Annotated in this window: 21 protein-coding genes; 9 read left to right on the plus strand and 12 right to left on the minus strand. The window is 71.3% G+C overall.

The window, feature by feature from the left end; all coding sequences use genetic code 11:
- Positions 1-461, minus strand: a 461-nt coding sequence (locus ABZ154_RS08270) for a cbb3-type cytochrome c oxidase subunit I (RefSeq protein WP_356830227.1), incomplete at its 3' end; no start/stop codon positions are given.
- Entirely contained in the window at positions 458-1,426 is a 969-nt protein-coding gene (gene coxB, locus ABZ154_RS08275) for a cytochrome c oxidase subunit II (protein ID WP_356830229.1), read from the minus strand. The genes ABZ154_RS08270 and coxB, both read right to left, overlap by 4 nt.
- Before the next feature lie 271 nt (positions 1,427-1,697).
- Here coxB and ABZ154_RS08280 point away from each other — a divergent pair, with 271 nt between their 5' ends.
- On the plus strand, positions 1,698-3,080 hold the full coding sequence (locus tag ABZ154_RS08280; RefSeq protein ID WP_356830231.1) for an aminotransferase class V-fold PLP-dependent enzyme: 1,383 nt from the start codon (positions 1,698-1,700) through the stop codon (positions 3,078-3,080).
- 33 nt (positions 3,081-3,113) lie between these two features.
- Here ABZ154_RS08280 and ABZ154_RS08285 read toward each other — a convergent pair whose 3' ends face one another.
- A complete protein-coding gene (locus tag ABZ154_RS08285) occupies positions 3,114-4,088 on the minus strand; it encodes a carbohydrate kinase family protein (protein WP_356830233.1) in 975 nt (324 codons plus the stop codon).
- A 156-nt stretch (positions 4,089-4,244) separates the two neighbouring features.
- Here ABZ154_RS08285 and ABZ154_RS08290 point away from each other — a divergent pair, with 156 nt between their 5' ends.
- Together ABZ154_RS08290 and ABZ154_RS08295 are read left to right on the plus strand one after the other, a co-directional pair.
- Positions 4,245-4,442 carry a hypothetical protein gene (locus ABZ154_RS08290; protein ID WP_356830235.1) on the plus strand — a complete coding sequence of 66 codons (198 nt, stop codon included), beginning with the start codon at positions 4,245-4,247 and terminating at the stop codon, positions 4,440-4,442.
- 158 nt (positions 4,443-4,600) lie between these two features.
- A complete protein-coding gene (locus ABZ154_RS08295; RefSeq protein ID WP_356830237.1) occupies positions 4,601-6,028 on the plus strand; it encodes a hypothetical protein in 1,428 nt (475 codons plus the stop codon).
- Positions 6,029-6,102: 74 nt separating this feature from the next.
- Here ABZ154_RS08295 and ABZ154_RS08300 read toward each other — a convergent pair whose 3' ends face one another.
- Positions 6,103-6,459 carry an iron-sulfur cluster assembly accessory protein gene (locus tag ABZ154_RS08300; RefSeq protein WP_007451212.1) on the minus strand — a complete coding sequence of 119 codons (357 nt, stop codon included), beginning with the start codon at positions 6,457-6,459 and terminating at the stop codon, positions 6,103-6,105.
- Between the two features lie 242 nt (positions 6,460-6,701).
- Here ABZ154_RS08300 and nadA point away from each other — a divergent pair, with 242 nt between their 5' ends.
- Positions 6,702-7,889 carry a quinolinate synthase NadA gene (gene nadA / locus ABZ154_RS08305; RefSeq protein WP_356830239.1) on the plus strand — a complete coding sequence of 396 codons (1,188 nt, stop codon included), beginning with the start codon at positions 6,702-6,704 and terminating at the stop codon, positions 7,887-7,889.
- A 442-nt stretch (positions 7,890-8,331) separates the two neighbouring features.
- On the opposite strand, the gene ABZ154_RS08310 is transcribed toward nadA, so the two are convergent.
- The 7 genes from ABZ154_RS08310 to ABZ154_RS08340 all read right to left on the minus strand — a co-directional run bounded on the left by ABZ154_RS08310 (position 8,332) and on the right by ABZ154_RS08340 (position 17,638).
- Entirely contained in the window at positions 8,332-9,021 is a 690-nt protein-coding gene (locus tag ABZ154_RS08310; protein WP_356830241.1) for a TrkA family potassium uptake protein, read from the minus strand.
- Positions 9,014-10,354, minus strand: a complete 1,341-nt coding sequence (locus ABZ154_RS08315) for a potassium transporter TrkG (protein WP_356830469.1) — start codon at positions 10,352-10,354, stop codon at positions 9,014-9,016. The genes ABZ154_RS08310 and ABZ154_RS08315 overlap by 8 nt, the downstream gene beginning before the upstream one ends.
- 648 nt (positions 10,355-11,002) lie before the next feature.
- On the minus strand, positions 11,003-14,158 hold the full coding sequence (locus ABZ154_RS08320) for an efflux RND transporter permease subunit (protein ID WP_356830243.1): 3,156 nt from the start codon (positions 14,156-14,158) through the stop codon (positions 11,003-11,005).
- A gap of 222 nt (positions 14,159-14,380) precedes the next feature.
- A complete protein-coding gene (locus ABZ154_RS08325; RefSeq protein WP_356830245.1) occupies positions 14,381-15,094 on the minus strand; it encodes a response regulator transcription factor in 714 nt (237 codons plus the stop codon).
- On the minus strand, positions 15,091-16,377 hold the full coding sequence (locus tag ABZ154_RS08330) for a sensor histidine kinase (RefSeq protein WP_356830247.1): 1,287 nt from the start codon (positions 16,375-16,377) through the stop codon (positions 15,091-15,093). The genes ABZ154_RS08325 and ABZ154_RS08330 overlap by 4 nt, the downstream gene beginning before the upstream one ends.
- Positions 16,378-16,563: 186 nt before the next feature.
- The gene (locus tag ABZ154_RS08335) at positions 16,564-16,842 is read right to left on the minus strand and encodes a hypothetical protein (protein ID WP_356830249.1); all 279 of its coding nucleotides are present in this window, start codon (positions 16,840-16,842) and stop codon (positions 16,564-16,566) included.
- Between the two features lie 13 nt (positions 16,843-16,855).
- Positions 16,856-17,638: a PspA/IM30 family protein gene (locus tag ABZ154_RS08340; protein ID WP_018511919.1), complete on the minus strand. Its 783-nt coding sequence runs from the start codon at positions 17,636-17,638 to the stop codon at positions 16,856-16,858.
- Between the two features lie 341 nt (positions 17,639-17,979).
- Between ABZ154_RS08340 and ABZ154_RS08345 the strand changes: the two genes are divergently transcribed.
- The 3 genes from ABZ154_RS08345 (at position 17,980) to ABZ154_RS08355 (ending at position 20,586) form a co-directional block, all read left to right on the plus strand.
- Positions 17,980-18,579: a DUF3043 domain-containing protein gene (locus ABZ154_RS08345; protein ID WP_356830251.1), complete on the plus strand. Its 600-nt coding sequence runs from the start codon at positions 17,980-17,982 to the stop codon at positions 18,577-18,579.
- A 143-nt stretch (positions 18,580-18,722) separates the two neighbouring features.
- Entirely contained in the window at positions 18,723-19,415 is a 693-nt protein-coding gene (locus ABZ154_RS08350; protein WP_356830471.1) for a methyltransferase domain-containing protein, read from the plus strand.
- Between the two features lie 79 nt (positions 19,416-19,494).
- Positions 19,495-20,586 carry a trypsin-like peptidase domain-containing protein gene (locus tag ABZ154_RS08355; protein ID WP_356830253.1) on the plus strand — a complete coding sequence of 364 codons (1,092 nt, stop codon included), beginning with the start codon at positions 19,495-19,497 and terminating at the stop codon, positions 20,584-20,586.
- Between the two features lie 72 nt (positions 20,587-20,658).
- Here the strand turns inward: ABZ154_RS08355 and ABZ154_RS08360 are convergent, their stop codons facing one another.
- On the minus strand, positions 20,659-20,868 hold the full coding sequence (locus ABZ154_RS08360; protein WP_003969611.1) for a hypothetical protein: 210 nt from the start codon (positions 20,866-20,868) through the stop codon (positions 20,659-20,661).
- 100 nt (positions 20,869-20,968) lie between these two features.
- Between ABZ154_RS08360 and ABZ154_RS08365 the strand changes: the two genes are divergently transcribed.
- Positions 20,969-22,171 (plus strand): bifunctional adenosylcobinamide kinase/adenosylcobinamide-phosphate guanylyltransferase, encoded by a 1,203-nt coding sequence (locus ABZ154_RS08365; RefSeq protein ID WP_356830255.1) that lies wholly within the window; start codon positions 20,969-20,971, stop codon positions 22,169-22,171.
- Positions 22,172-22,290: 119 nt separating this feature from the next.
- The gene (cobT, locus tag ABZ154_RS08370; protein WP_356830257.1) at positions 22,291-23,397 is read left to right on the plus strand and encodes a nicotinate-nucleotide--dimethylbenzimidazole phosphoribosyltransferase; all 1,107 of its coding nucleotides are present in this window, start codon (positions 22,291-22,293) and stop codon (positions 23,395-23,397) included.
- The last annotated feature ends 56 nt before the right edge of the window (positions 23,398-23,453 follow it).

Consider the following 23,453-nt stretch of genomic DNA (forward strand, 5'->3'; position numbering starts at 1 on the left):
CCGAAGTCGGCGGCGCCCTGCGGCGTGAGGAACCCGGCGACCGCGATGAGCGAGCCGAAGAGGTACAGCCAGTACGCGAACATGTTCAGCCGCGGGAACGCCACGTCGGGCGCGCCGATCTGCAGCGGCATGATCCAGTTCGCGAATCCGGCGAACAGCGGCGTCGCGAACATCAGCAGCATGATCGTGCCGTGCATCGTGAACGCCTGGTTGAACTGCTCGTTCGACATGATCTGCGTGCCGGGACGAGCGAGCTCGGCGCGCATGAAGAGCGCCATGAGTCCGCCGATGATGAAGAAGGCGAACGACGTGACCAGGTAGAGCGAGCCGATCGTCTTGTGGTCAGTGGTGGTCATCCACTTGACGACGACATTTCCCGGCTGCTTGCGGCGCACGGGCAGCTCGTCCTCGTACGAGTCGTCTGCCGGTGCCGCACCCTGAGGTTCGTTGAGGATGCTCACAGTTGCTTCTTCTCCGAATTCCTGGCCGGGTCGGTCTGCTCGATGCCTGCCGGCATGTAGCCCGTCTGACCCTTCTCAGCCAGCTCCTTGAGGTGCTGCTGGTACCGCTCCGGGGAGACGACCTTGACGTTGAAGAGCATCCGGGAGTGGTCGACGCCGCAGAGCTCTGCGCACTTGCCCATGAAGGTGCCCTCCCGGTTGGGAGTGACCTCGAAGACGTTGGTGTGGCCCGGGATGACGTCCTGCTTCATGAGGAACGGCACCACCCAGAAGGAGTGGATGACGTCACGCGAAGTGAGGACGAAGCGGACCTTCTCCCCCTTCGGCAGCCACAGGGTCGGCCCCGGGTTGCCGTTCTGGGGGTTGCGCGTCCCGGGGATGCCCGCGTCGTAGACGCCGGTGGCGTCCTTCGGGAAGTCCTCCTGGTACTTCTTGGGGATGGCGTCGAGTTCCTTGGGGATCTCGTTGCCCGCAGCGGGCTGGCCTTCCACCTTCTCGATGTAGTTGAAGCCCCAGCTCCACTGGTAGCCGACCACGTTGACGGTGTGGGCGGGCTTGTCGGAGAGCTCGAGGAGCTTCGACTCATCACGCGCGGTGAAGTAGAAGAGCACCGAGACGATGATGAGGGGAACCACTGTGTACAACGCCTCGATGGGCATGTTGTACCTGGTCTGCGGAGGTACCTCCACCTTGGTGCGGCTACGCCGGTGGAAGAAGACGCTCCAGAGGATCAGCCCCCAGACAAGGACACCCGTGACGAGCGCTGCCGCCCACGAGCCTTGCCAGAGGGAGAGGATCCGAGGGGCCTCTTCCGTCACCGGAGTGGGCATACCGAGGCGGGGGAAATCCTCCCAGTTGTATGAACAACCGGAGGCCGTCGCCAGGACCAGGCCCGCAGTCAGCACCTGCGGCAGCTTCCGCCGCATCGGGCGCCGCGACGAGCGGTCGGAGCCGTTGGGACTCACGTAGCGCCTTCCCGAGAGTCTCGCCCGCACGGTCGGCGCGCCCGTCTCTCTGGTCGGTCGCCGTCCCTGTCGCGGGCAGGGGTTTGGATGTTTATGCGGACCAAACCCTACTGGACGCTATTTGGGGTCGCGCGGGGAGGGTGCCCAACGCGCCGCCCGACTCCCCGAAGGGGTGGAATCGGGGCCTCCGGGGGCCATCTGACGCCCTCTCCCCCGGCCGGGGCGGGCGGGTGGCGGCGGGGCGGAACCGGCTGCGGACTAGCGTGGCGGTGTGCCCTACTTCGACGCCGCCTCCGCCGCCCCCCTGCACCCCGTCGCACGCCAGGCGCTGCTTGCCGCGCTGGACGAGGGCTGGGCCGACCCCGCCCGCCTGTACCGCGAGGGGCGGCGCGCCCGGTTGCTGCTGGACGCCGCGCGGGAGGCCGCCGCGGACGCCGTCGGCTGCCGTCCGGACGAGTTGGTCTTCACCTCTTCGGGGACCACCGCCGTCCACGCCGGAATTGCCGGAGCTCTTTCGGGGCGTCGGCGTGTCGGCCGCCATCTGGCCCTCTCGGCGGTCGAGCATTCCTCGGTGCTCCATGCGGCGGCGGCCCACGAGGCGGCGGGTGGTTCGTTCACCGAGGTGCCGGTGGAGCGGTCGGGGGCGGTGGACCCGGCAACGTACGCCGGAGCGCTGCGACCCGACACCGCGCTGGCCTGCCTCCAGTCGGCCAACCACGAGGTGGGGACCGAGCAGCCGGTGGAGGAGGTGGCCGCGCTCTGTGCCGAGGCGGGGGTGCCGCTGCTGGTGGACGCCGCCCAGTCGCTGGGGTGGGGGCCGGTGGCGGGCGGCTGGTCGCTGCTGACGGCGAGCGCGCACAAGTGGGGCGGGCCGGCCGGGGTGGGGCTGCTCGCGGTACGCAAGGGGGTGCGGTTCGCGCCGCAAGGCCCCGCCGGGGAGCGGGAGTCGGGCCGGGCACCGGGGTTCGAGAACCTGCCAGCGATCGTGGCGGCGGCGGCCTCGCTGCGCGCGGTACGGGACGAGGCGGCGGCCGAGGCGGTGCGGCTGCGGGCGCTGGTCGGCCGGATCCGGTCGGTCGTGGCCGAGCGGGTGGGCGATGTGGAGGTGGTGGGCGATCCGGAGCGGCGGTTGCCGCATCTGGTCACCTTCTCCTGTCTCTATGTCGATGGGGAGACCCTCCTCCACGAGCTGGACCGGCACGGTTTCTCCGTATCGTCCGGTTCGTCCTGCACCAGCAGCACGCTGGAGCCGAGCCATGTACTGAAGGCGATGGGTGTGCTGTCGGAGGGGAACGTCCGGGTCTCGCTGCCGTTGGGCACGGCGGAGACGGACGTGGACCGGTTCCTGGAGGTGCTGCCCGGGGTGGTCGCGGAGGTACGGGAGCGGCTCGGCGCCCCGGTGTCGGCGCCCCGCGCCCCCGCGCCGGACGCCTCCCTGGTGGTGGACGCGCTCGGCCGGCGCTGCCCGGTCCCGGTGATCGAGCTCGCAAAGGTGATCGGGGAAGTACCGGTGGGCGCCACGGTGACCGTGCTCGCCGACGACGAGGCGGCGCGGCTGGACATCCCCGCCTGGTGCGAGATGCGCGAGCAGGAGTACGTGGGCGAGGAGCCGGCGGACCGGGGTTCGGCCTATGTGGTCCGCCGGCTCAGCTGAGCGGGTGCGCTGCTTCAGGTGCTGAGCGGTGCGCTACTTCAGGTGCTGCTGGACCTCGGCGGCGGCCTCGTGGCCGTACGCCTTGGTGAAGCGGTCCATGAAGTTGGTGCGGCGCAGGGTGTACTCCTGGGTACCGACCGTCTCGATGACCAGGGTGGCGAGCATGCAGCCGACCTGGGCGGCCCGCTCCAGCCCGACGCCCCAGGCGAGACCGGAGAGGAACCCGGCCCGGAAGGCGTCGCCGACGCCGGTCGGGTCGGCCTTGGTGTCCTCCTCGGGGCAGCCGACCTCGATGACGGGCTCGCCGACCCGCTCGATCCGGACACCGCGGGAGCCGAGCGTGGTGACGCGGTGGCCGACCTTGGAGAGGATCTCCTCGTCGCTCCAGCCGGTCTTGGACTCGATGAGCCCCTTCTCGTACTCGTTGGCGAAGAGGTACGTGGCGCCGTCCAGCAGGATGCGGATCTCGTCGCCGTTCATCCGCGCGATCTGCTGCGAGAAGTCCGCGGCGAACGGGATGCTCCGCGAGCGGCACTCCTCCGTGTGGCGGAGCATCGCCTCCGGGTCGTCCGCGCCGATCGAGACCAGGTCGAGGCCGCCCACGCGGTCCGCGACGCTCTTCAGCTCGATGAGGCGGGCCTCGCTCATCGCGCCCGTGTAGAAGGAGCCGATCTGGTTGTGGTCGGCGTCGGTGGTGCAGACGAAGCGGGCGGTGTGCAGGACCTCGGAGATCCGGACCGACGCGGTCTCGACGCCGTGCCGGTCGAGCCAGGCGCGGTACTCGTCGAAGTCGGAGCCCGCGGCCCCGACGAGGATCGGCTTGGTGCCGAGCAGACCCATGCCGAAGCAGATGTTGGCGGCGACACCGCCCCGGCGCACATCGAGGTTGTCGACCAGGAAGGAGAGGGAGACCGTGTGCAGCTGATCCGCGACCAGCTGGTCGGCGAAGCGGCCGGGGAAGGTCATGAGGTGATCGGTGGCGATGGAGCCGGTGACTGCGATACGCACGGGGAGGCTTCTCCTGCGGAAGGCGAAGGGCCGAGGTGCGCCCTCCGGGACGGCGTGACAGTCCACGCTACCGGGTGAGCTCTCCGGGCGGGAATAGGGAAAACTACCCGATAGTAGGGCTTTCTACCTGAGCGTGACCGTGACTACGGTGCGGATATGTCGAACCACACCGCATCGCGAGAGTCCGAAGTGAGCCTGGCCGAGCTGCGCGGGGACTGCGCGCGCATGGCTCCGCACTGGGCCGCGCCCAAGAAGGCCGCAACCGCACCGGTGAAGCCGTCCCTGATCCACGGAGTGACGGTGCCGCCCGCGTCGGCGCGGCTCATCGACGCGATGTCCGAGTACGGGGACTGAGGGCGGCGGCCGCACGGGAGCCGCAGCCGCCGGCACGGGAGACCCGCATGCTCCTCCGGCACGGGAACCGCATCTCCCTCCGCTCCGTCCCACCGGTGTCCCCGTCCGGGGGCACGCGGTAGTGAACGCGACGGCAACGCAGTCGAAGGAGCGATCCGGTGAGCACCGAGCGACCCGACAACGACGTGACCGGCCCCCGGCGGCGGCGTCCGCCGCTCGCGGTGGCCTCGGTGGCGGCAGCGGTGCTGCTGGCCGGGGGCGGCGGGGCCTACTGGGCCTCCACCGCTTCCGGCGACGGCGGCGCGGCGGACAGCTCCGCCCGCGACCGGGCCCCCGTGCTGGCCCTGGACGCCGCCGAGGCGGCCCCGGCCACGCCCGGCGACCCGAGCACGCCACCCCCGGGCATCGCCCCGGGTGAGCCGGACCCGAACGGTCCGCCCGTGGTCTACCGGGCGGCGGGGCACCTTCCCGACGGCCCGGACGAGGCGGCGGTGCACCGCGCCACGGGCACGGTCGCGTCGGCGGAGGTGGCCCGGCTGGCGAAGGCGCTCGGCATCCCGGGGACCCCGCGGACCGTGGACGCGTCCTGGGTGGTCGGCGACGAGGACGGGCCCGGCGCGCTCCTGAAGGTCACCAAGCAGGCGCCGGGCACCTGGACCTTCGCCCGCACCACCCCATCGAAGCCCTGCGACCCGGGCAAGATGTGCGCGAACCAGAGCCCGCCGGAGGCGGACGGGCAGCCGGTGAGCGAGAAGGCCGCGAAGGCCGCCGCGGTGCCCGTGCTCAAGGCCGTCGGCCAGGACGACGCGGCACTGAACGCGGGCCAGCTCATGGGCGACGTACGCGTGGTGAACGCGGACCCGAAGGTGGACGGGCTGCCGACGTACGGCTGGTCGACCGGGGTGCAGATCGGCCCGGACGGCAAGGTGGCCGGGGGCAGCGGGCAGCTGAAGGCGCTGGAGAAGGGCGCCACCTACCCGGTCATCGGGGCCGACGCGGCGCTCAAGCAGCTCAACGAGGCGGGCAAGGCCAAGGGGGACGGCGGCAAGGACATCGGCGGCTGCGCCACCCCCGTACCGCTGGAGGGTGAGCCGACCCCCTCGGACCCGCAGTGCGTGCCGTCGAACGGCAAGCGGGCGCCGGTGACCCAGACGGTCGAGGAGGCGGTGTTCGGCCTGGCCCTCCAGTACGTGGACGGCCGCCAGACCCTCGTACCGTCGTGGCTGTTCCACGTCCGCCAGGGGACGGGCGGGCCGGAGAGCACGGTCACGCAGATCGCGGTGGCGCCGGAGTTCGTCGAGAAGCCCACGGCCCCGACGCCCTCGGGCGACCGGAAGGCGACCTCGTACGCGGCCGACGGCCGGACGCTGGAGGTGACCTTCTGGGGCGGCGTGTGCTCCACGTACACGGCGAGCGCCGAGGAGAGCCCGGGGCAGGTGCGCATCACCATCACGGAGAAGCCGCAGAAGGGCGGCGCCTGCATCATGATCGCCAAGGAGCTGAAGCGGACGGTGACGCTGGAGAAGCCGCTGGGCGACCGGACGGTGATCGACGCGGAGAGCGGGGCGACGGTGCCGCGCAGCTGAGCCGAAGGGCATGCGAGGGCGGCCCCGGGAATCGCTCCCGGGGCCGCCCTCGTACGTCTCCGCTCTTGCGGCGGTTAACTGAACGAGTCGCCGCAGGCGCAGGAGCCGGACGCGTTCGGGTTGTCGATCGTGAAGCCCTGCTTCTCGATGGTGTCGACGAAGTCGATCGAGGCGCCGCCCAGGTACGGGGCGCTCATGCGGTCGGTGACGACCTTGACGCCGTCGAAGTCCTTGACGACATCGCCGTCGAGCGAACGCTCGTCGAAGAAGAGCTGATAGCGCAGGCCCGAGCAACCGCCGGGCTGGACGGCGACGCGCAGGGCCAGGTCCTCGCGGCCTTCCTGCTCCAGCAGGCCCTTGACCTTGGCTGCGGCGGCGTCGGACAGGAGGATGCCGTCGCTCACGGTGGTGGTCTCGTCCGATACGGACATCTGCTTCTCTCCCGGGTTGTACGGACTGCTTGCCGACGGTTCAACCGCCTCAACCGCGGATTCATTCCGGGCCAAGCGCTTGTCTGTTCCTTTTCATGCTCGCACACCCGGCCGCCCGGGGGATGCGTCACATCGACGCTATCGGCATCGTCAAAGTGACACGAAGGAGCTATGATAGATAACGTCAAATAGACGAAAAGGCGCGTTCGCAGAAGCGCAGAGCAGAACGCAGAGAAGAAAGGGTGCGTGACGTGACCACGGCCCAGCCCCTGGACGTACAGCCGACACCCCTCGCGCTGCTGCTGCTCGGCCGCGAGGCCGATCCGAGGAGCGAGCGAGGCGTCGAATGCCCGGGCGACCTCCCCTCCCCCTCCGACCCGGACCTGGTCGCCCGCGCCCGTGCGGCGAAGGAGAAGCTCGGGGACAGGGTCTTCGTCCTCGGCCACCACTACCAGCGCGACGAGGTCATCCAGTTCGCGGACGTCACCGGCGACTCGTTCAAGCTCGCCCGTGACGCGGCCGCGCGCCCGGAGGCGGAGTACATCGTCTTCTGCGGTGTGCACTTCATGGCCGAGTCCGCGGACATCCTGACCACGGACGCCCAGGCGGTCGTGCTGCCGGACCTGGCGGCGGGCTGTTCGATGGCCGACATGGCCACCGCCGAGCAGGTCGCCGAGTGCTGGGACGTGCTGACGGAGGCCGGGGTCGCCGATCAGGTGGTGCCCGTCTCGTACATGAACTCCTCCGCCGACATCAAGGCCTTCACCGGCAAGCACGGCGGCACGATCTGTACGTCGTCCAACGCGAAGCGGGCTCTGGAGTGGGCCTTCGAGCAGGGCGAGAAGATCCTCTTCCTCCCCGACCAGCACCTGGGCCGCAACACGGCGGTGCGGGACATGGGGATGAGCCTGGAGGACTGCGTCCTCTACAACCCGCACAAGCCGAACGGTGGCCTCACCGCCGAGCAGCTGCGGAACGCGAAGATGATCCTGTGGCGCGGCCACTGCTCGGTCCACGGCCGCTTCTCGGTCGAGTCGGTCGAGGACGTCCGGGCGCGGATGCCCGGGGTCAACGTGCTGGTCCACCCGGAGTGCAAGCACGAGGTCGTGGCCGCGGCGGACTACGTCGGCTCGACGGAGTACATCATCAAGGCCCTGGAAGCGGCCCCGGCCGGCTCGAAGTGGGCCATCGGCACGGAGCTGAACCTGGTCCGCCGCCTGGCGAACCGTTTCGCTTCGGAGGGCAAGGAGATCGCCTTCCTCGACAAGACGGTCTGCTTCTGCTCGACGATGAACCGGATCGACCTGCCGCACCTGGTCTGGACCCTGGAGTCGCTGGCCGAGGGCAAGCTGGTCAACCGGATCGAGGTCGACCCGGAGACGGAGAAGTACGCGAAGCTCGCGCTGGAGCGGATGCTGGCGCTGCCGTAACGGCTGCCGCGTCCACCGCCGGGAGCCCCGGTATGCCGCAGGTCGGCATACCGGGGCTTTCGCGTGCGGGTCCGGCGCTGCCCGGCCGGACTGGTCCTTCCCCACGGCGTGGGAGGCGGAGACCGTCACCTCCGCACCGGACCGGCTCGCCGTGGCGCCGGAGGCCCTGGACCTCGTCAGCACCTGGATGTTCGCGCCCAACTGGCCCCGGTCGCGCGCCTTCTGGTCCAAGAACGCCGAGGTGCCGGGCGGCGAGGCGGCGGCGACGGCCGGAGACCCGCGCCCGGCTGGTGCGGGGGCCGTCGCGCTGAGCGTCCGCCGCCCCCGATCCGCGGGGGCGGACGTGGCTCCGGATCATCCGGGCGCTCGGCGGGGACGTCCGAGGTTCGAGGGGCCTCTACCCGGGCCCCCTGTGAGCTGGGGCCGGTGCCGGGGGCAGGTCTTACTGCAGTTCGCTGAAGCGTTCGGTTGCCCGGGTGCGTCCGGCGACGATGATGGTGTCGTCCGTTTCCACAATGGTTTCGGGGGTGGCGTAGGTGAAGCCCTCGCCGGGGCGCTTGATGGCGACGACGGTGATGCCGTAGCGGGTGCGGACGGCGCTGTTGGCCAGGGGGAGGCCGATGATGTCGGCGGGCGGATTGGTCTTGACCATGGCGAAGTCGTCTTCGAACTCGATGTAGTCGAGCATGCGGCCTCGTACGAGGTGGGCGACGCGCTGGCCCATGTCGTGTTCGGGGTAGACGACGTGGTGGACGCCGAGCTGGTTGAGGATGCGGCCGTGGGCCTCGCTGATGGCCTTGGCCCAGACGTTCTCGATGCCGAAGGAGATCAGCAGCGAGGCGGTGAGGATGCTGGCTTCCAGGTCCGTGCCGATGGCGACGACCGCGCGGTCGAACTCGTGGACGCCGAGCTGGCGCAGGGCGTCCTCCTTGGTGGAGTCGGCCCGAACGGCGTGGGTGAGGGAGCCGGAGACAGCTTGGACGACTTCGGCGTTCTCGTCGATGCCGAGGACTTCGGTGTCCTCGTCGACGAGTTCGAGGGCCAGGGCGCGGCCGAAGCGGCCCAGGCCGATGACGACGACGGAGCTCCGCGATTCCGTACGTCGTTTCTTGGGGTTGGGTTTCCTAGCCAATGATGGGTCTCTCCTCGGGGAGGTCGTACAGGCGGTGGCGGGTGCGCAGGGCGAGTGCGGAGGCGACCGTGATGGGGCCGAGCCGGCCGATGAACATCAGCGCGATCAGCAGGAGCTGCAGGCCGGGGGCCAGGTCGGCGGTGATGCCGGTGGACAGGCCGACGGTGGCGAACGCGGAGGTGACCTCGAACAGTGACTCGTCCAGGGTGTGGTCGGAGAAGACCATGAAGGCCACGGTGGTGATGGCGACGGCCGCCACGGACAGCAGCACGACGGTGAGGGCCTGGCGCTGGAGGTCGCCGTGGAGGCGGCGGTGGAAGATGTTGACCGCGCCTTCGCCGCGGATCTCGGCGTATATGACGAAGAACAGCACGGCGAAGGTGGTGACCTTGATGCCGCCGGCGGTGCCGGCGCTGGCTCCGCCGATGAACATGAGCACGTCGGTGCCCAGCCAGCTCGCGGGGTTCATCTGGGAGGTGTCGATGCTGTTGAACCCGGCGGTACGCGGCATGACGCCCTGGAAGAACCCGGCCAGCAGCTTCCCCGGCACGTGCAGGCGGCCGAGGGTGGCGGGGTTGGACCATTCGAGCGCGGTGATGAAGGCGCTGCCGCCGACCAGGAAGACGCCGGTGGCCCACAGCACGATCTTGGTGTGCAGGGACCAGCCGCGCGGTTTGCGGAACCGGCGGCGCAGCTCGAACAGGACGGGGAAGCCCAGTCCGCCGGCGATGACGGCCAGCGCGATGGGCAGGCAGATCCACGGGTCGGTGACGAAGCCCATCAGGCTGTCGGAGTACAGGGCGAAGCCGGCGTTGTTGAACGCCGAGACGGCGTGGAAGAGACCCAGCCATGCCGCTCGTGGCCAGGGCTCGTCGTAGGCGATCGCGAACCGCAGAGCCAGTGCCAGGGCGGTGACGGCCTCCAGCAGGAGACTGACCTTGACCACACCGGTCACGACCGAGCGGACGTCGCCCAGGCCCAGGGTCTTGGTCTCCGCAGCGGCCGTCATCCGCGCTTTGAGGCCGATGCGGTGGGAGACCAGCAGAACCAGCAGGGAGGCGAAGGTCATGATGCCGAAGCCGCCCACCTGGATGAGCCCCAGGATCACGGCCTGGCCGAATCCGGTCCAGTAGCCGGGGGTGTCGACCACGATCAGACCGGTCACACACACCGCGGAGGTGGAGGTGAACAACGCCTCCAGCACACCGGCACCACCGGGCCCGGCCTTGGCCCCCGGCAGCATCAGCAGCCCGGTCCCGGCAGCGATCGCTGTGGCGAAGCCGGCCACGACCACCTGCGCCGGATGCCGAAGGCGCGGCCACCGCCGCCTCACCACGACAAGCCCTCCGCCCTGCGGACGGGCACCCCAATTGTTCGCACTGGTAGACGATAGACAACCCTGACACCGTTTTCGACAGCAGGCCCTGCCGTTCGCCCTGCGCCGTGTCTACGCTTGCGCCATGCGACCCCGAAGCGGCCTCCGTCTCCGAACCTCTCACCGGTCTGTGCCGACGCTGCGGCCGCTCGGGTGAAGGGCCCGGATCTCACCCGGGGTCTGCGGCGCACCGAGTACACGCTGTTTCTGGCCGCCGTGCTTCTCCTGGCGGCCGGGGCTGCCAGTGAGTCGTGGTGGCTGTTGGGCATGGGAGCGTGGGTTCTGATCACCGGGGGCCTGATCGAAATGATCTACCGGCCGTGACACGCTCTGACCGGCGGCGCACGCGGTGCTCGGCCGTCGCAATGGCGAGCCCGCCGCCGCTTCTCGTCTGAGCAGTGTCAGGCAAGCCCCGGTCCGCGGCCATGGCGCCGCCCTTGTCGAGATCGACGCATCGCGGTCACCCATGGGAACCCCGCCAGACCGGCGCTCGTCATTCCGGCTGCCGCCTGGGGCGCGTTCGTCTCCTCGCTCAAGTAGCACGACGCGCGGGGGCCTGTCCCACGCACCCGCGTGGGACAGGCCCCTTCTCCGTACCGCAGGCGGCTACACGCCCGAACGCTGGGTCTCCTTCGCCTCCTCCGGCTCCGGCTCCGCCGGGACGCCTGCCTTGGCCGCCCGCCTGGCGGCCTTCTTCCCGGCGCGGCGTTCCTTGCGGAGTTCGACGATCGCGTACAGCGTCGGGACCAGCAGCAGCGTCAGCAGCGTGGAGCTGATCAGGCCGCCGATCACCACGACGCCCAGCGGCTGCGCGATGAAGCCGCCCTCCCCGGTGACACCGAGAGCCATCGGGAGCAGCGCGAAGATGGTCGCGAGCGCCGTCATCAGGATCGGGCGGAAGCGGTGGCGGCCGCCCTCGACCACGGCTTCCACGATGCCGAGGCCTCGCGAGCGGTACTGGTTGATCAGGTCGATCAGCACGATCGCGTTGGTGACCACGATGCCGATGAGCATCAGCATGCCGATCATCGCGGGGACGCCCAGCGGGGTGCCCGTGATGAGCAGGAGGCCGATGGCGCCGGTCGCCGCGAACGGGACCGAGACCAGCAGGATCAGCGGCTGCACGAGCGACCGGAAGGTGGCCACCAGCAGCATGAAGACGATCGCGATGGCCGCCAGCATGGCGAGGCCGAGCTTGGCGAAGGCTTCGTTCTGGTCCTCCGTGACGCCGCCGATGGTGGCGGTGGCGCCCTCGGGGAGGTCCAGCGCGTCGATCTTCGTGGCGAGGGCCGCGCTGATCGCGCCCGTGTTGTCGCCGACGGGCTTGGCGGTGATGGTCGCCGCCCGCTGGCCGTCGATGCGGGTCATCGAGACCGGTCCGGGAACCAGTTCGACCGTGGCGATGTCGCCGAGCTTGACCGGGCCGAGCGGCAGGGCCTTCAGTTCGGCCATGGTGGCCGTCGGGCGGGCCGATCTGATGACGATGTCGCGCTCGGTGTCATCCAGCGTCGCGCTGCCGGCCGGGGTGCCGCGTACGGCTCCGGCGACGATGCCGCCCAGCGTGGTGGAGTCGAATCCGGCGGCGGCCGCCTTGTCGTCGGCCGTGACCGAGATGCGCGGGATGCTCTGCGCCAGGTCGCTCTGGACGTCGGTGACGTCCTTGATGGTGGCGACCTCGGTACGGACCGCCTCGGCGGCCTTCTTGAGGACGTCCCCGTCGGACGCCTTGACGACGACGCTGAGGTCCTGGGAGCCGAAGCCGTCGCCCGCGGCGATGGTGGTGTCGCCGATGCCGTCGAGCTTGCCGAGGGCCGCGTCGATACGGTCCTGGGCGTCCTCGTAGTCCGCCGCGTCCTTCAGCGTGACCTGGTAGGACGCCTGGTTGGAGCCCGTACCGCCGCCGAAGGCCGCCATGAAGCCGGAGGAGCCGACGGTGACCTGGTAGTCCTTGACGCCCTTGTCGTCGGTGAGGACCTTCTCGACCTTGCGGGCCGCCTCGTCGGCTGCCTGGAGGCTGGTGCCGGGGGCCAGTTCCTGCTTGACGGTGAGGACTTCCTGCTCGCCCGCGTCGAAGAAGTTGGTCTTGAGCAGCGGGAGCATGCCGAAGGTGGCGATGAGCACCGCGGCGGCGATGACCAGGCTGGTGACCCGGCGGCGGGTCGCGAAGCGCAGGACCGGGACGTACAGGCGCTGGAGCTTGCTCGCCGCCTCCTTCTCCTCTGCCAGGCGGCGGGCCTCCGTCGCGTCCTCGGGGGTGTCCTTGGGGGCGCGCAGGAACCAGTAGGAGAGGACCGGGACCACTGTCAGCGAGACCAGCAGCGAGGCCAGGAGCGCGGCGGTGACGGTCAGCGAGAAGGAGCCGAAGAGCTGGCCGACCATGCCGCCGACCAGCCCGATCGGCAGGAACACGGCGACGGTGGTGAGGGTGGCGGAGGTGACCGCTCCGGCCACCTCCTTGACCGCGGTGATGATCGCCGCGTGGCGCTCCTCGCCGTAGCCGAGGTGCCGCTTGATGTTCTCCAGGACCACGATCGAGTCGTCGACGACCCGGCCGATCGCGATGGTCAGCGCGCCGAGCGTCAGCATGTTCAGCGACAGGTCGCGGGTCCACAGCACGATCAGCGCGAGGACGACCGAGAGCGGGATGGAGACCGCGGTGACCAGGGTCGAGCGGATCGAGGCGAGGAAGACCAGGATCACCAGGACCGCGAAGACCAGGCCGAGCGCGCCCTCGGTGGTGAGACCGGAGATCGACTTGGAGACGGCCGGGCCCTGGTCGGAGACCACGGTCAGCTCGGCACCCGCTCCGAGGTCCTTACGGAGGTCGGGGAGCTTGTCCTGGACGGCGTCCGAGATGGCGACGGCGCTGCCGTCCTTGTCCATCGTGGCCATCACCGCGAGGCTGGGCCGGCCGTTCGTCCGGGTGATGGAGACCGCGGTGGACGGCTCCTGCTTCACCTCGGCGACGTCACCGATCCGCACCGGCTTGCCCGGTCCGTCGGAGGCACCCGCCGGGTCCTTCGCAACGACCTGGAGGTCCTCGATCTGCTGCAGCGAGGTGTAGCCGCCGCCGACCTGGATGGTGCGGTTCTTACCGGCCTCGGAGAAGGAGCCGGCCGGCAGCGTGGCGCCGCCCGCCTGGAGCGCCTGGGCGAGCGCGCCCGCGTTCAGGCCGGCCGCGGCGAGCTTCTTGTCGTCGGGGACGACGGAGACCTGGAGTTCCTGGACTCCGTCCACCGTGACCTGGCCGACTCCCTCGATGTCCTGGAGGGCGGGAACGACCGTGCGGTCCAGCTGGGCGGCGAGCGCCTGCTGGTCCTTGTCGGAGGTGACGGCGAGGACCACGGTGGGGATGTCGTCCGTGGAACCGGCGATGACCTGCGGGTCGACTGTCGGGGGCAGCTGGGCGCGGGCCCGGTTCACCGCCTGCTGGATGTCCGCGACGAGCTGCTTGGTGCCCTCGTCGCCGAAGTCGAAGGTCGCCATGATGAGGGCGTTGCCCTCGCTGGCGGTGGAGGTGATGCCCTCGACGCCGTCGACGGCCTTGAGGGAGTTCTCCAGCGGCTCGACGACCTGCTTCTCCACCACGTCGGGGGACGCACCCGGGTAGGGGGCGAGCACCGAGACCATCGGAAGTTCGATGGTGGGCAGCAGCTGTTGCTTGAGCTGCGGGATCGCAATCGCGCCGAAGACGAGCGCGACGATCGAGATCAGCCCGATCAGGGCCCGCTGCGCGAGGCTGAATCTGGACAGCCAGGACATGGGTGGGTCTCTCTTCTGTGGCGTGCGAGACGGACGGGCGGGAAAGCGGGGACCCGGATTCGAAAGTCCGTTCCGGGGGCCCGCGCCGGGGACAAGCCCGCCCGCTTATACGATCTCCGACCCGGATCGCCCGGACGTCGGTCCCCGGGCTGCTTTCTTATGCCGCGCATACCGCAGGTGGAGTACGCCCTCTCTCCACCCTCCGCGGCCTCCGGCTCCGCCTCACTCCACCCGAGGGCGTACCAGGCCCGATTCGTACGCGATGACCACCAATTGGGCGCGGTCCCGGGCCGCCACCTTCGCCATCGCCCGGTTCACATGGGTCTTGACGGTGAGCGGGCTGACCGCCAGCCGCTCGGCGATCCGGTCGTTGGAGTGGCCGCCCGCCACCAGGACGAGGACCTCCCGCTCGCGCACGGTGAGTGCGGCCAGCCGTTCCGCGTACTCCGCGCTGTCCGGCCCCTCCCCCGAACTGCCGCCCTGGGCCAGGAAGGTGGCGATCAGCCCCTTGGTCGCCGCCGGGGAGAGCAGCGCCTCGCCCGCCGCCGCGATCCGGATCGCGTTGAGCAGCTCGTCGGGCTCCGCGCCCTTGCCGAGGAAGCCGGAGGCTCCGGCGCGCAGGGCCTGGACCACGTACTCGTCGACCTCGAACGTGGTGAGCATGACCACCCGCACCGCGGCCAGCGCCGGGTCGGCGCTGATCAGGCGGGTGGCGGCGAGCCCGTCCGTGCCCGGCATCCGGATGTCCATCAGCACCACGTCGGCGCCGGTCTCCCGGGCCAGCTCCACCGCCTGGGCCCCGTCGGCCGCCTCGCCGACGACCTCCATGTCGGGTTCGGAGTCCACCAGCACCCGGAACGCGCTGCGCAGGAGCGCCTGGTCGTCGGCGAGCAGCACCTTGATGGGTGGCTGCGGTGTCTCTGCGGACTGGGTCATCGGCGCTCCCCCGTCGCGGCCGCCGGGCCGGGCGGTTCCGGCTCACCCGTGCGGGCCCCGATGGGCAGGATCGCATGGACCCGGAACCCGCCCCCGTAGCGAGGCCCCGCCGTGAGGGCGCCGCCGAGTGCGGTGACCCGTTCGCGCATGCCGAGGAGGCCGTGGCCGCCGCCGTCCGGGGCGCCGGTGCCGCTCTCGGGACCCGGGTGCGCGGCGGCGCTCCCCCGGCCGTTGTCCAGCACCGTGATCTCGGCGGTGTTTCCGACCCGTACGACGCTCACCTCCGCCTTCGCGCCGGCGCCCGCGTGCTTGCGTACGTTGGTCAGGGCCTCCTGGATGACCCGGTACGCGGCCAGGTCGACGGCGGCGGGGAGCCGGGGGCCCCGGTCGGCGCCGGCCACCTCGACGGGGAGCCCGGCGTTGCGGAAGGTGTCCACCAGCTCGTCCAGGACCGCGAGGCCGGGGGCCGGTTCGGTGGGGGCCTCGGGGTCGCCGGACTGGCGCAGCAGCCCGACGGTGACCCGGAGTTCGTTGAGCGCGGAGCGGCTGGCGTCGCGTACGTGGGCGAGCGCCTCCTTGGCCTGGTCCGGGCGCTTGTCCATGACGTGGGCGGCGACCCCGGCCTGGACGTTGACCAGGGCGATGTGGTGGGCGACGACGTCGTGGAGGTCCCGGGCGATCCGCAGCCGCTCCTCCGCGACGCGGCGGCGGGCCTCCTCCTCGCGGGTGCGCTCGGCTCGCTCCGCGCGCTCCCGGATCGCGTCGACGAAGGCGCGCCTGCTGCGTACGGCGTCCCCGCCGGCCGACGCCATCCCGGTCCAGGCGAAGACGCCGAGGTTCTCCTGGCTGTACCAGGGCGTCGAGCCGAAGACCATCGCGGCGACCGTGAGGATCCCCATGGTCAGCAGGCCGACCCGCCAGGTGGTGGGGCGGTCGGTGCGCGAGGCGACGGTGTAGAGCGCGATGACGGTGCTCATCACGACCGGGGCCGGCGGGTCCATGAAGACGTACTCGGTGGCCGTGAGGACGCCGGTCACCGCGAGGACCGCCATGGGGCGCCGTCGGCGCAGGACGAGGGTGGAGGCGGCCAGCACCATCAGCAGCACGCTGAAGGCCTCGGGGGTACGGGTCCCGAACGTCGGCCCGTGGCCCTCGCCCGGGTCCGCGAACGAACCGCAGATCATCGCGATCAGGACGCAGAACGCCAGGGTCGCGTCGAACGCGAGGGGGTGGTCCCGAAGCCAGTGGCGGGCCCGCGCGAACCCGGAGGGGAGGGTGGTCACGTCCAGCAACGGTACGGCGTGCCGCCTACGGATCCGTCTCCGCGGTGTGCCGATACGACCACGGAACCGTACAGGCAGGAGCGGGTGATCGCAGCACTGTGCCCCGCACCGGGCAGGCCGGGTGCGGGGCACAGGTGTGCGAGCGCTGGTGGAGCAGGTACGTCCGGTCCGGGATGAGCCGGTCGTCTAGTTCGGGATGAGCCCGTCGTCGCCGAGCATGGCGCGCACCTCTTCGAGGGTCGCGTCGGGCGCCGGCAGGATCAGCTCCGACGGCTCCAGGGAGTCGTCGGGCAGCGGAGTGCCGAGCTCGCGCACCTTGTCGAGAAGCGCGTGGAGCGTGGTGCGGAAGCCGGGGCCGTCCCCGCTGTCCATCTCCTTGAGCAGGACGTCGTCGAGCTCGTTGAGTTCGACGAAGTGACTGTCGGCCAGCTTGACCTGGCCCTCCCCCATGATCCGTACGATCATGACGCCGCCCTCACTACTGCTTGTCGAACTTGTGCGGGGACTGCTGCGACTGCTGCGTGCCGTCCTGGGCACCGCCCTCGATCGCCTGCTGTGAGGACGAGGAGCCGCCGGCCAGCTCGGCCTTCATGCGCTGCAGCTCCAGCTCCACATCCGAGCCGCCGGAGATCCGGTCCAGCTCGGCGGCGATGTCGTCCTTCGCCGTGCCGGTCGGGTCGTCCAGGGCGCCGGAGGCGAGCAGCTCGTCGATGGCGCCGGCTCGCGCCTGGAGCTGCTGCGTCTTGTCCTCGGCCCGCTGGATCGCCAGGCCGACGTCGCCCATCTCCTCGGAGATGCCGGAGAAGGCCTCGCCGATCCGGGTCTGCGCCTGGGCCGCCGTGTAGGTCGCCTTGATGGTCTCCTTCTTGGTGCGGAAGGCATCGACCTTGGCCTGCAGCCGCTGGGCCGCGAGGGTGAGCTTCTCCTCCTCGCCCTGCAGCGTCGTGTGCTGCGTCTCCAGGTCGGTGACCTGCTGCTGAAGGGCGGCACGCCGGGACAGCGCCTCGCGCGCCAGGTCCTCGCGGCCCAGCGCCAGCGCCTTGCGGCCCTGGTCCTCCAGCTTGGACGACTGGCCCTGCAACTGGTTCAGCTGCAACTCCAGCCGCTTGCGGGACGTCGCCACGTCGGCGACGCCGCGGCGCACCTTCTGAAGCAGCTCAAGCTGCTTCTGGTACGAGTAATCCAGGGTCTCGCGCGGATCCTCGGCCCGGTCAAGGGCCTTGTTTGCCTTCGCGCGGAAAAGCATCCCCATACGCTTCATGACACCGCTCATGGGCTTCGCGCGCCCCCTTCTGACGGACTGAGCTCCAGCACTCCCGATAGAACCCACAGTACGGGCCCTGTCTCCATTACCGCACTGTTCGAGTCCCGATGTGCTCCTCCCCAAGGACGACTGCCCCCCGCGACCGCTCCCGCCCAGGGTGTAGACGGCAGTCAGGGAAACCGTCGGCGCCGCCGGGGAAACTGCCGGTACGGCCAGGAAAACCGGCGGCGAACGCCCCTTCTGCCCCTGTCGGGGTGCTTACCAGGACGCCGTCCGTTGCCGGATCGTTCCCGCCCGGGTCCACGAGCCCGCATGCCGACCCCGTACCCTTGGGTTTTGTGTTCCGTAGCCGCGCCAAGACAGAGAAGGCCCCCACCGACAAGGTGACGGCGGACCTCTCCCAGCAGCCCCGCGACCCGCAGGCTCCCAAAGGTCGCCCCACCCCCAAGCGCAGCGAGGCCCAGACGCAGCGCCGACGCGCCGCGTCCAGCGCGCCGACCGACCGCAAGGCGGCCATGAAGCGCCAGCGTGAAGCGCGCCGTGCCGACCTGGCCAGGCAGCGCGAGGCGCTCGCCTCGGGCGACGAGCGCTACCTCCCGGTCCGCGACAAGGGCCCGGTGCGGCGCTTCGTCCGCGACTTCGTGGACTCGCGCTTCTGCATCGCCGAGTACTTCCTGCCGCTCGCCGTGATCATCCTGATCCTCAGCGTGATCCAGGTGCAGAACATCCAGAGCATCTCGCTGCTGCTGTGGATGGGTGTGATCATCCTGATCGTGATCGACTCGGTCGGTCTGTCGATCCGCCTGAAGAAGCAGCTGCGGGAGCGCTTCCCGGACACCCCCAAGCGCGGAGCCGTCGCCTACGGCCTGATGCGCACGCTCCAGATGCGCCGTCTGCGGCTCCCGAAGCCCCAGGTCAAGCGCGGAGAGCGGCCCTGAGCACGGACATCTCCGGCTCCACGGGGGTCCGCCCGGCGAGCCAGGACGGCGTATGTGCCACCGACGGCGTACGTGGTCCCGGCGGCGTGCGTGGTCCCGGTGGCGTCCGTGACACCGTCCGTCAGGAGCTCGTCGCCCGGCAGCTGGACGAGCAGATAGCCGGGCGGTTCCCGGTCGGTCAGCGGCTGCGCATCCTGGACGTCGGCATGGGCCGGGGCGTGCAGGCGCTGCGTCTCGCGCGGGCCGGTCACTCGGTGACCGGTCTGGAGTCGGACGCCGAGCTGCTGCGGGCGGCCCGCGAGGACTTGGCGACCGAGCCCGAGGGCATCCGCGAGCGGGTCAAGCTGATCGAGGGGGACGGCCGGGAGACCGGCGTGCACTTCCTGCCGGGCAGCTTCGACGTGGTGCTCTGCCACGGCGTCCTGATGTACGTCGAGGAGCCGGACCCGATGCTGGCCGGGCTGGCCCGGATGCTGGCGCCGGGCGGCCTGCTCTCGCTGCTCGTACGGAACGCGGACGGCCTGGCGATGCGCCCGGGCCTCACCGGCGAGTTCGGTGCGGCCCTGGAGGCCTTCGACTCGGCCACGTACACGAATGACCTCGGCCTCACCGTGCGGGCCGACCGCCTCGACGCCCTGCGGTCCACCCTGGCCGGGATCGCCGCCCCGTTGCACGCCTGGTACGGGGTCCGGGTCTTCACGGACAACGTGGCCGAGGGGACCGAGCTGCCCGCCGGGGAGCTGGAGCGGGTGCTGACCCTGGAGGACCGGGCCGGGCGGACCGATCCCTACCGGGGTGTCGCGGCCCTGCTGCATCTGTGCGGAGTGCGCGGCTAGCAGGCGGTAGGGGATGCGGGAGTCTCGTTCGGCCCATCAGTACAGGCACCCGAAAGGGTGGGGGCACCAGACTCCGGATATGGACGCATCCCCCTCCCGCCGCTCCGTACGGCGCCTGCGGCTGCCCCTGTCCGCGGGTCTCTGCGCGCTCGCCCTGGCGGCCGGCTGTTCCGGCGCGAACCCTGCGGCGGCCCCCGCGCCCAAGGCCAGTCCCTCCGGTACGGCCCAGGGCTCCGCGACCCGTGACACCGCCGACCTGGAAAGCGCCTACCGGGCGGTCATCAACGACGTACTGCCCTCGGTGGTGCAGATCGACGCGTCGAACAGCCTCGGTTCCGGGATCGTCTACGACGGCAAGGGCCATATCGTCACCAACGCCCATGTGATCGGCGATGAGAAGAAGTTCAAGGTCACCGTCGCCACCGGGGAGGCGGTGCTGAACGCCTCGCTGGTCTCCTCCTACCCGGAGCAGGACCTCGCGGTCATCAAGGTGGACGACGTGCCCGACGGCCTGAGGCCCGCGAAGTTCGGCGACGCGGAGAAGGTCGAGGTGGGGCAGATCGTGATGGCGATGGGCTCGCCGCTCGGCCTCTCCAGCAGCGTCACCCAGGGCATCGTCTCGGGGCTCGGCCGGACCGTCAGCGAGAGCCGGGCCGGTGGGGGGACGGGTGCGACGATCGCCGACATGGTGCAGACCTCGGCGGCGATCAACCCGGGCAACAGCGGCGGGGCACTGGTCAACCTGAACAGCGAGGTGATCGGCATCCCGACCCTCGCGGCGACGGACCCGCAGATGGGCGACAGTGCGGCGCCGGGCATAGGCTTCGCGATCCCCGTCTCGATGGTGAGGACGGTCGCCGACCAGATCATCAAGGACGGCCGGGTCACCGACTCGGGCCGGGCCGCGCTGAACATCACCGGCCGTACGGTCGTCGACGACTCCTACCGGCCGGCCGGGGTGGCGTTGGTGAGTGTGGAGCCGGGCGGGGCTGCGGACGAGGCGGGACTGCGGGCCGGGGACATCATCACGAAGATCGGCGACACGGCCGTCACCACCATCACCTCGCTCTCCGAGGCCCTGGCGGGCGACAAGCCGGGCGACAAGGTGACCGTGACGTACACGCGGGACGGCGACAGCCGGACGGCCGAGGTCATGCTCGGGGAGATCTGAGGGAGCCTCGCAGGGGTTCATGCGGAAGGGGCGGTACGGGAAAGTCCCCGTACCGCCCCTTCCCTCAGCCCATCAAGCGCCGTCGGCCTGCAGGCTCATCGGGCCGTAGATCTTGGTCGAGTCCTCGAAGAGCGTCACCTGGGCGGCACCGCCCTCCAGGAGTTCCTTCCAGAACTCACCGATCCAGGACTCCGCGTCGCCCTGGGTGGTGAACTCCTCCGGCTGCAGCGCCGGCTCCGTCTCCGTACCGTCGGACTTCTCGAACCGCCACGTCCACGCCATGTCCGCCTCCTGGGTCGCGTTACGCCCGACTCCCGGGTCAGTTGCTGCCCGAAGCCTAGCCGGGCGCGCACCTGGCGTGAGGACACGGGAGGATCAAGGTGTGGAACTGACTCTGCTCGGCACCGGAGCCCCCGACGGGCTCCCGCGCCCTTCCTGCCCCTGTGCGGCGTGTGCGACGGCCCGTGGCCCCTGGGCGCGCGCCGCGACCGCCCTGCTGATCGACGACGCGCTGCTGCTGGACCTGACCCCGGGAGCGGTGTTCGCCGCCGCCCGCGCGGGGCATTCGCTGGGCGCCGTGCGCCAGGTGCTGCTGACCCATCCGCACGACGGGCCCGCCGTGGAACTGCCGCCCACCCTGCCGCCGGCCGGGCGGGTGCCGGACGGCCAGGTGCTGACGCTGATCAGCGGGCACCGGGTGCGGGCGGTACCGATGGACGCGCCGGGGACCGGTTACGAGGTGGGCTCCCCGGACGGCGAGCGGCTGCTGTACCTGCCGCCGGGGGCGGCGCCCGCCGGTCTCGACGGGCGGGCCGAGCGGCCGTACGACCTGGTCGTCTGCGATGTGATCGGGCGGCCCGACGCGGTGGCGCGGCTGCGGGCGGTCGGCGCCGTCGGCCCGGCCACCGAGGTGATCGCGGTCCACCTGGACCACGACGCCCCGCCGGGTGCGGCGCTGGAGCGGCTCCTCGCGGCGGCCGGGGCGCGGGCGGTGCCGGACGGGACGACGCTGGTGGTGGGCGAGTACCCGGTGGTGCCGGACGTGCCGCGCCGGGTGCTGGTGACGGGCGGCGCCCGGTCGGGGAAGTCGCTGGAGGCGGAGCGGCGTCTTGAGACGTTCCCCGAGGTGGTGTACGTGGCGACCGGCGGGCGGCGCGAAGGGGACCCGGAGTGGGCGGCCCGGGTGGGGCTGCACCGGGAGCGCAGGCCGGGCGCGTGGCGGACCGAGGAGACCTGTGAGCTCGCGCAGCTCCTGGGCGCGGACGGGCCGCCGCTGCTGATCGACTGCCTGTCGCTGTGGCTGACCGACGCGATGGACCGGGTGGACGCCTGGGAGGGCGTGCGGTGGCGCAACGGCGGCGAGGAAGCCTTGCGGACGCGAGTCGCGGAGCTGGTGGCGGCGGTGCGCGGGACCCGGCGTCAGGTGGTGCTGGTGACCAACGAGGTGGGTGCTGGGGTGGTCCCGGCGACTCCGGCGGGACGGCGGTTCCGGGACGAGCTGGGGCGGCTGAACGCAGCGGTGGCGGCCGAGTGCGAGGAGGTGCTGCTGGTGGTGGCGGGGCAGGCGGTGGTGCTGCGGGGGTGAGGGGGCGTCAGTACGCGGGACATCGGCCCCCGCGGGCCGACCGGTACTGTTCCCGGCAGGGGCCCGCCGCCGGGTGCCCGGACCGGAAACCGACGTGACGACCCGCGAGGCAGACCTCCGTGAACCTGGACGACTTCTCCGACCTGATCGAACGCCCCGACGGGGGCGTACGGCGCGACGCCGAGGAACGGCGGGAGCGGCTGATCGTCCCGCCGGGGGCCCTGGGCCGGCTCGACGAGCTGGGCGAGTGGCTCAGCGCCGCGCAGCAGTCCGTACCGGTCAGGCCCGTCGCGCAGCCGCGCGTGGTGCTCTTCGCCGGTGACCACGGGGTGGCGGAGCTGGGCGTCTCCGGGCGTGCGGCGGGCAGCGCCCATGAGCTGGTGCGGGCGGCCCTCGACGGGGCGAGCCCGGTGGCGGTGCTGGCCCGGCGCTTCTCGGTGCCGGTGCGGATCGTGGACGCCGGGGTCGACTGCGATCCGGGGCTGCTGCCCGAGTCCGTCGTGCGTCACCGGGTGCGGCGTGGGTCGGGGCGCATCGACATCGAGGACGCGCTGAGTGCCGAGGAGGCCGAGCAGGCCGTCCGCCTGGGCATGGCCATCGCCGACGAGGAGGCGGACTCCGGCACCGATCTGGTGGTGCTCGGCGACCTGAGCGTCGGCGGGACCACGGCCGCCGCCACCCTCATCGCGGCCCTCTGCGGTACGGACGCCTCGGTGGTGACCGGGCGCGGCGGTGCGGGCATCGACGACCTGGCCTGGATGCGCAAGTGCGCCGCGATCCGGGACGCGCTGCGCCGGGCCCGGCCGGTACTCGGTGACCAGGTGGAGCTGCTGGCCACGGTGGGCGGGGCGGACCTGGCCGCGATGACGGGGTTCCTGCTCCAGTCGGCGGTGCGCCGGATGCCGGTGATCCTGGACGGGGTCGTCTCGGCGGCCTGTGCGCTGGTGGCGCAGCGGGCGGCGTTCCGGGCGCCGGACTGGTGGCTGGCCGGGCAGGTCAGCGGGGAGCCCGCGCAGTCCAAGGCGCTGGACCGGATGGCGCTGACCCCGCTGCTGGACCACGGGGTCACGGTGGGCGAGGGCACGGGCGCGCTGCTGGCCCTGCCGCTGGTGCAGGCGGCGGCCGCGTTCGCGGCCGAGCTGCCGGAGCGTGCGCCGGTGGCGGCGGAGGAGACCGGCTCCGAGGACGAGGACGAGGCTGACGTGAAGGCACTCGACGCGACCTGAGCGGCCGGGGGCGATGCGGGTGCACACACGGCCCTCGTCGCCCTTATGTCCGTACT

This window comes from Streptomyces sp. NPDC006261 (genome assembly GCF_040613515.1).
In the GTDB taxonomy this organism is placed as follows: Bacteria; Actinomycetota; Actinomycetes; order Streptomycetales; family Streptomycetaceae; genus Streptomyces.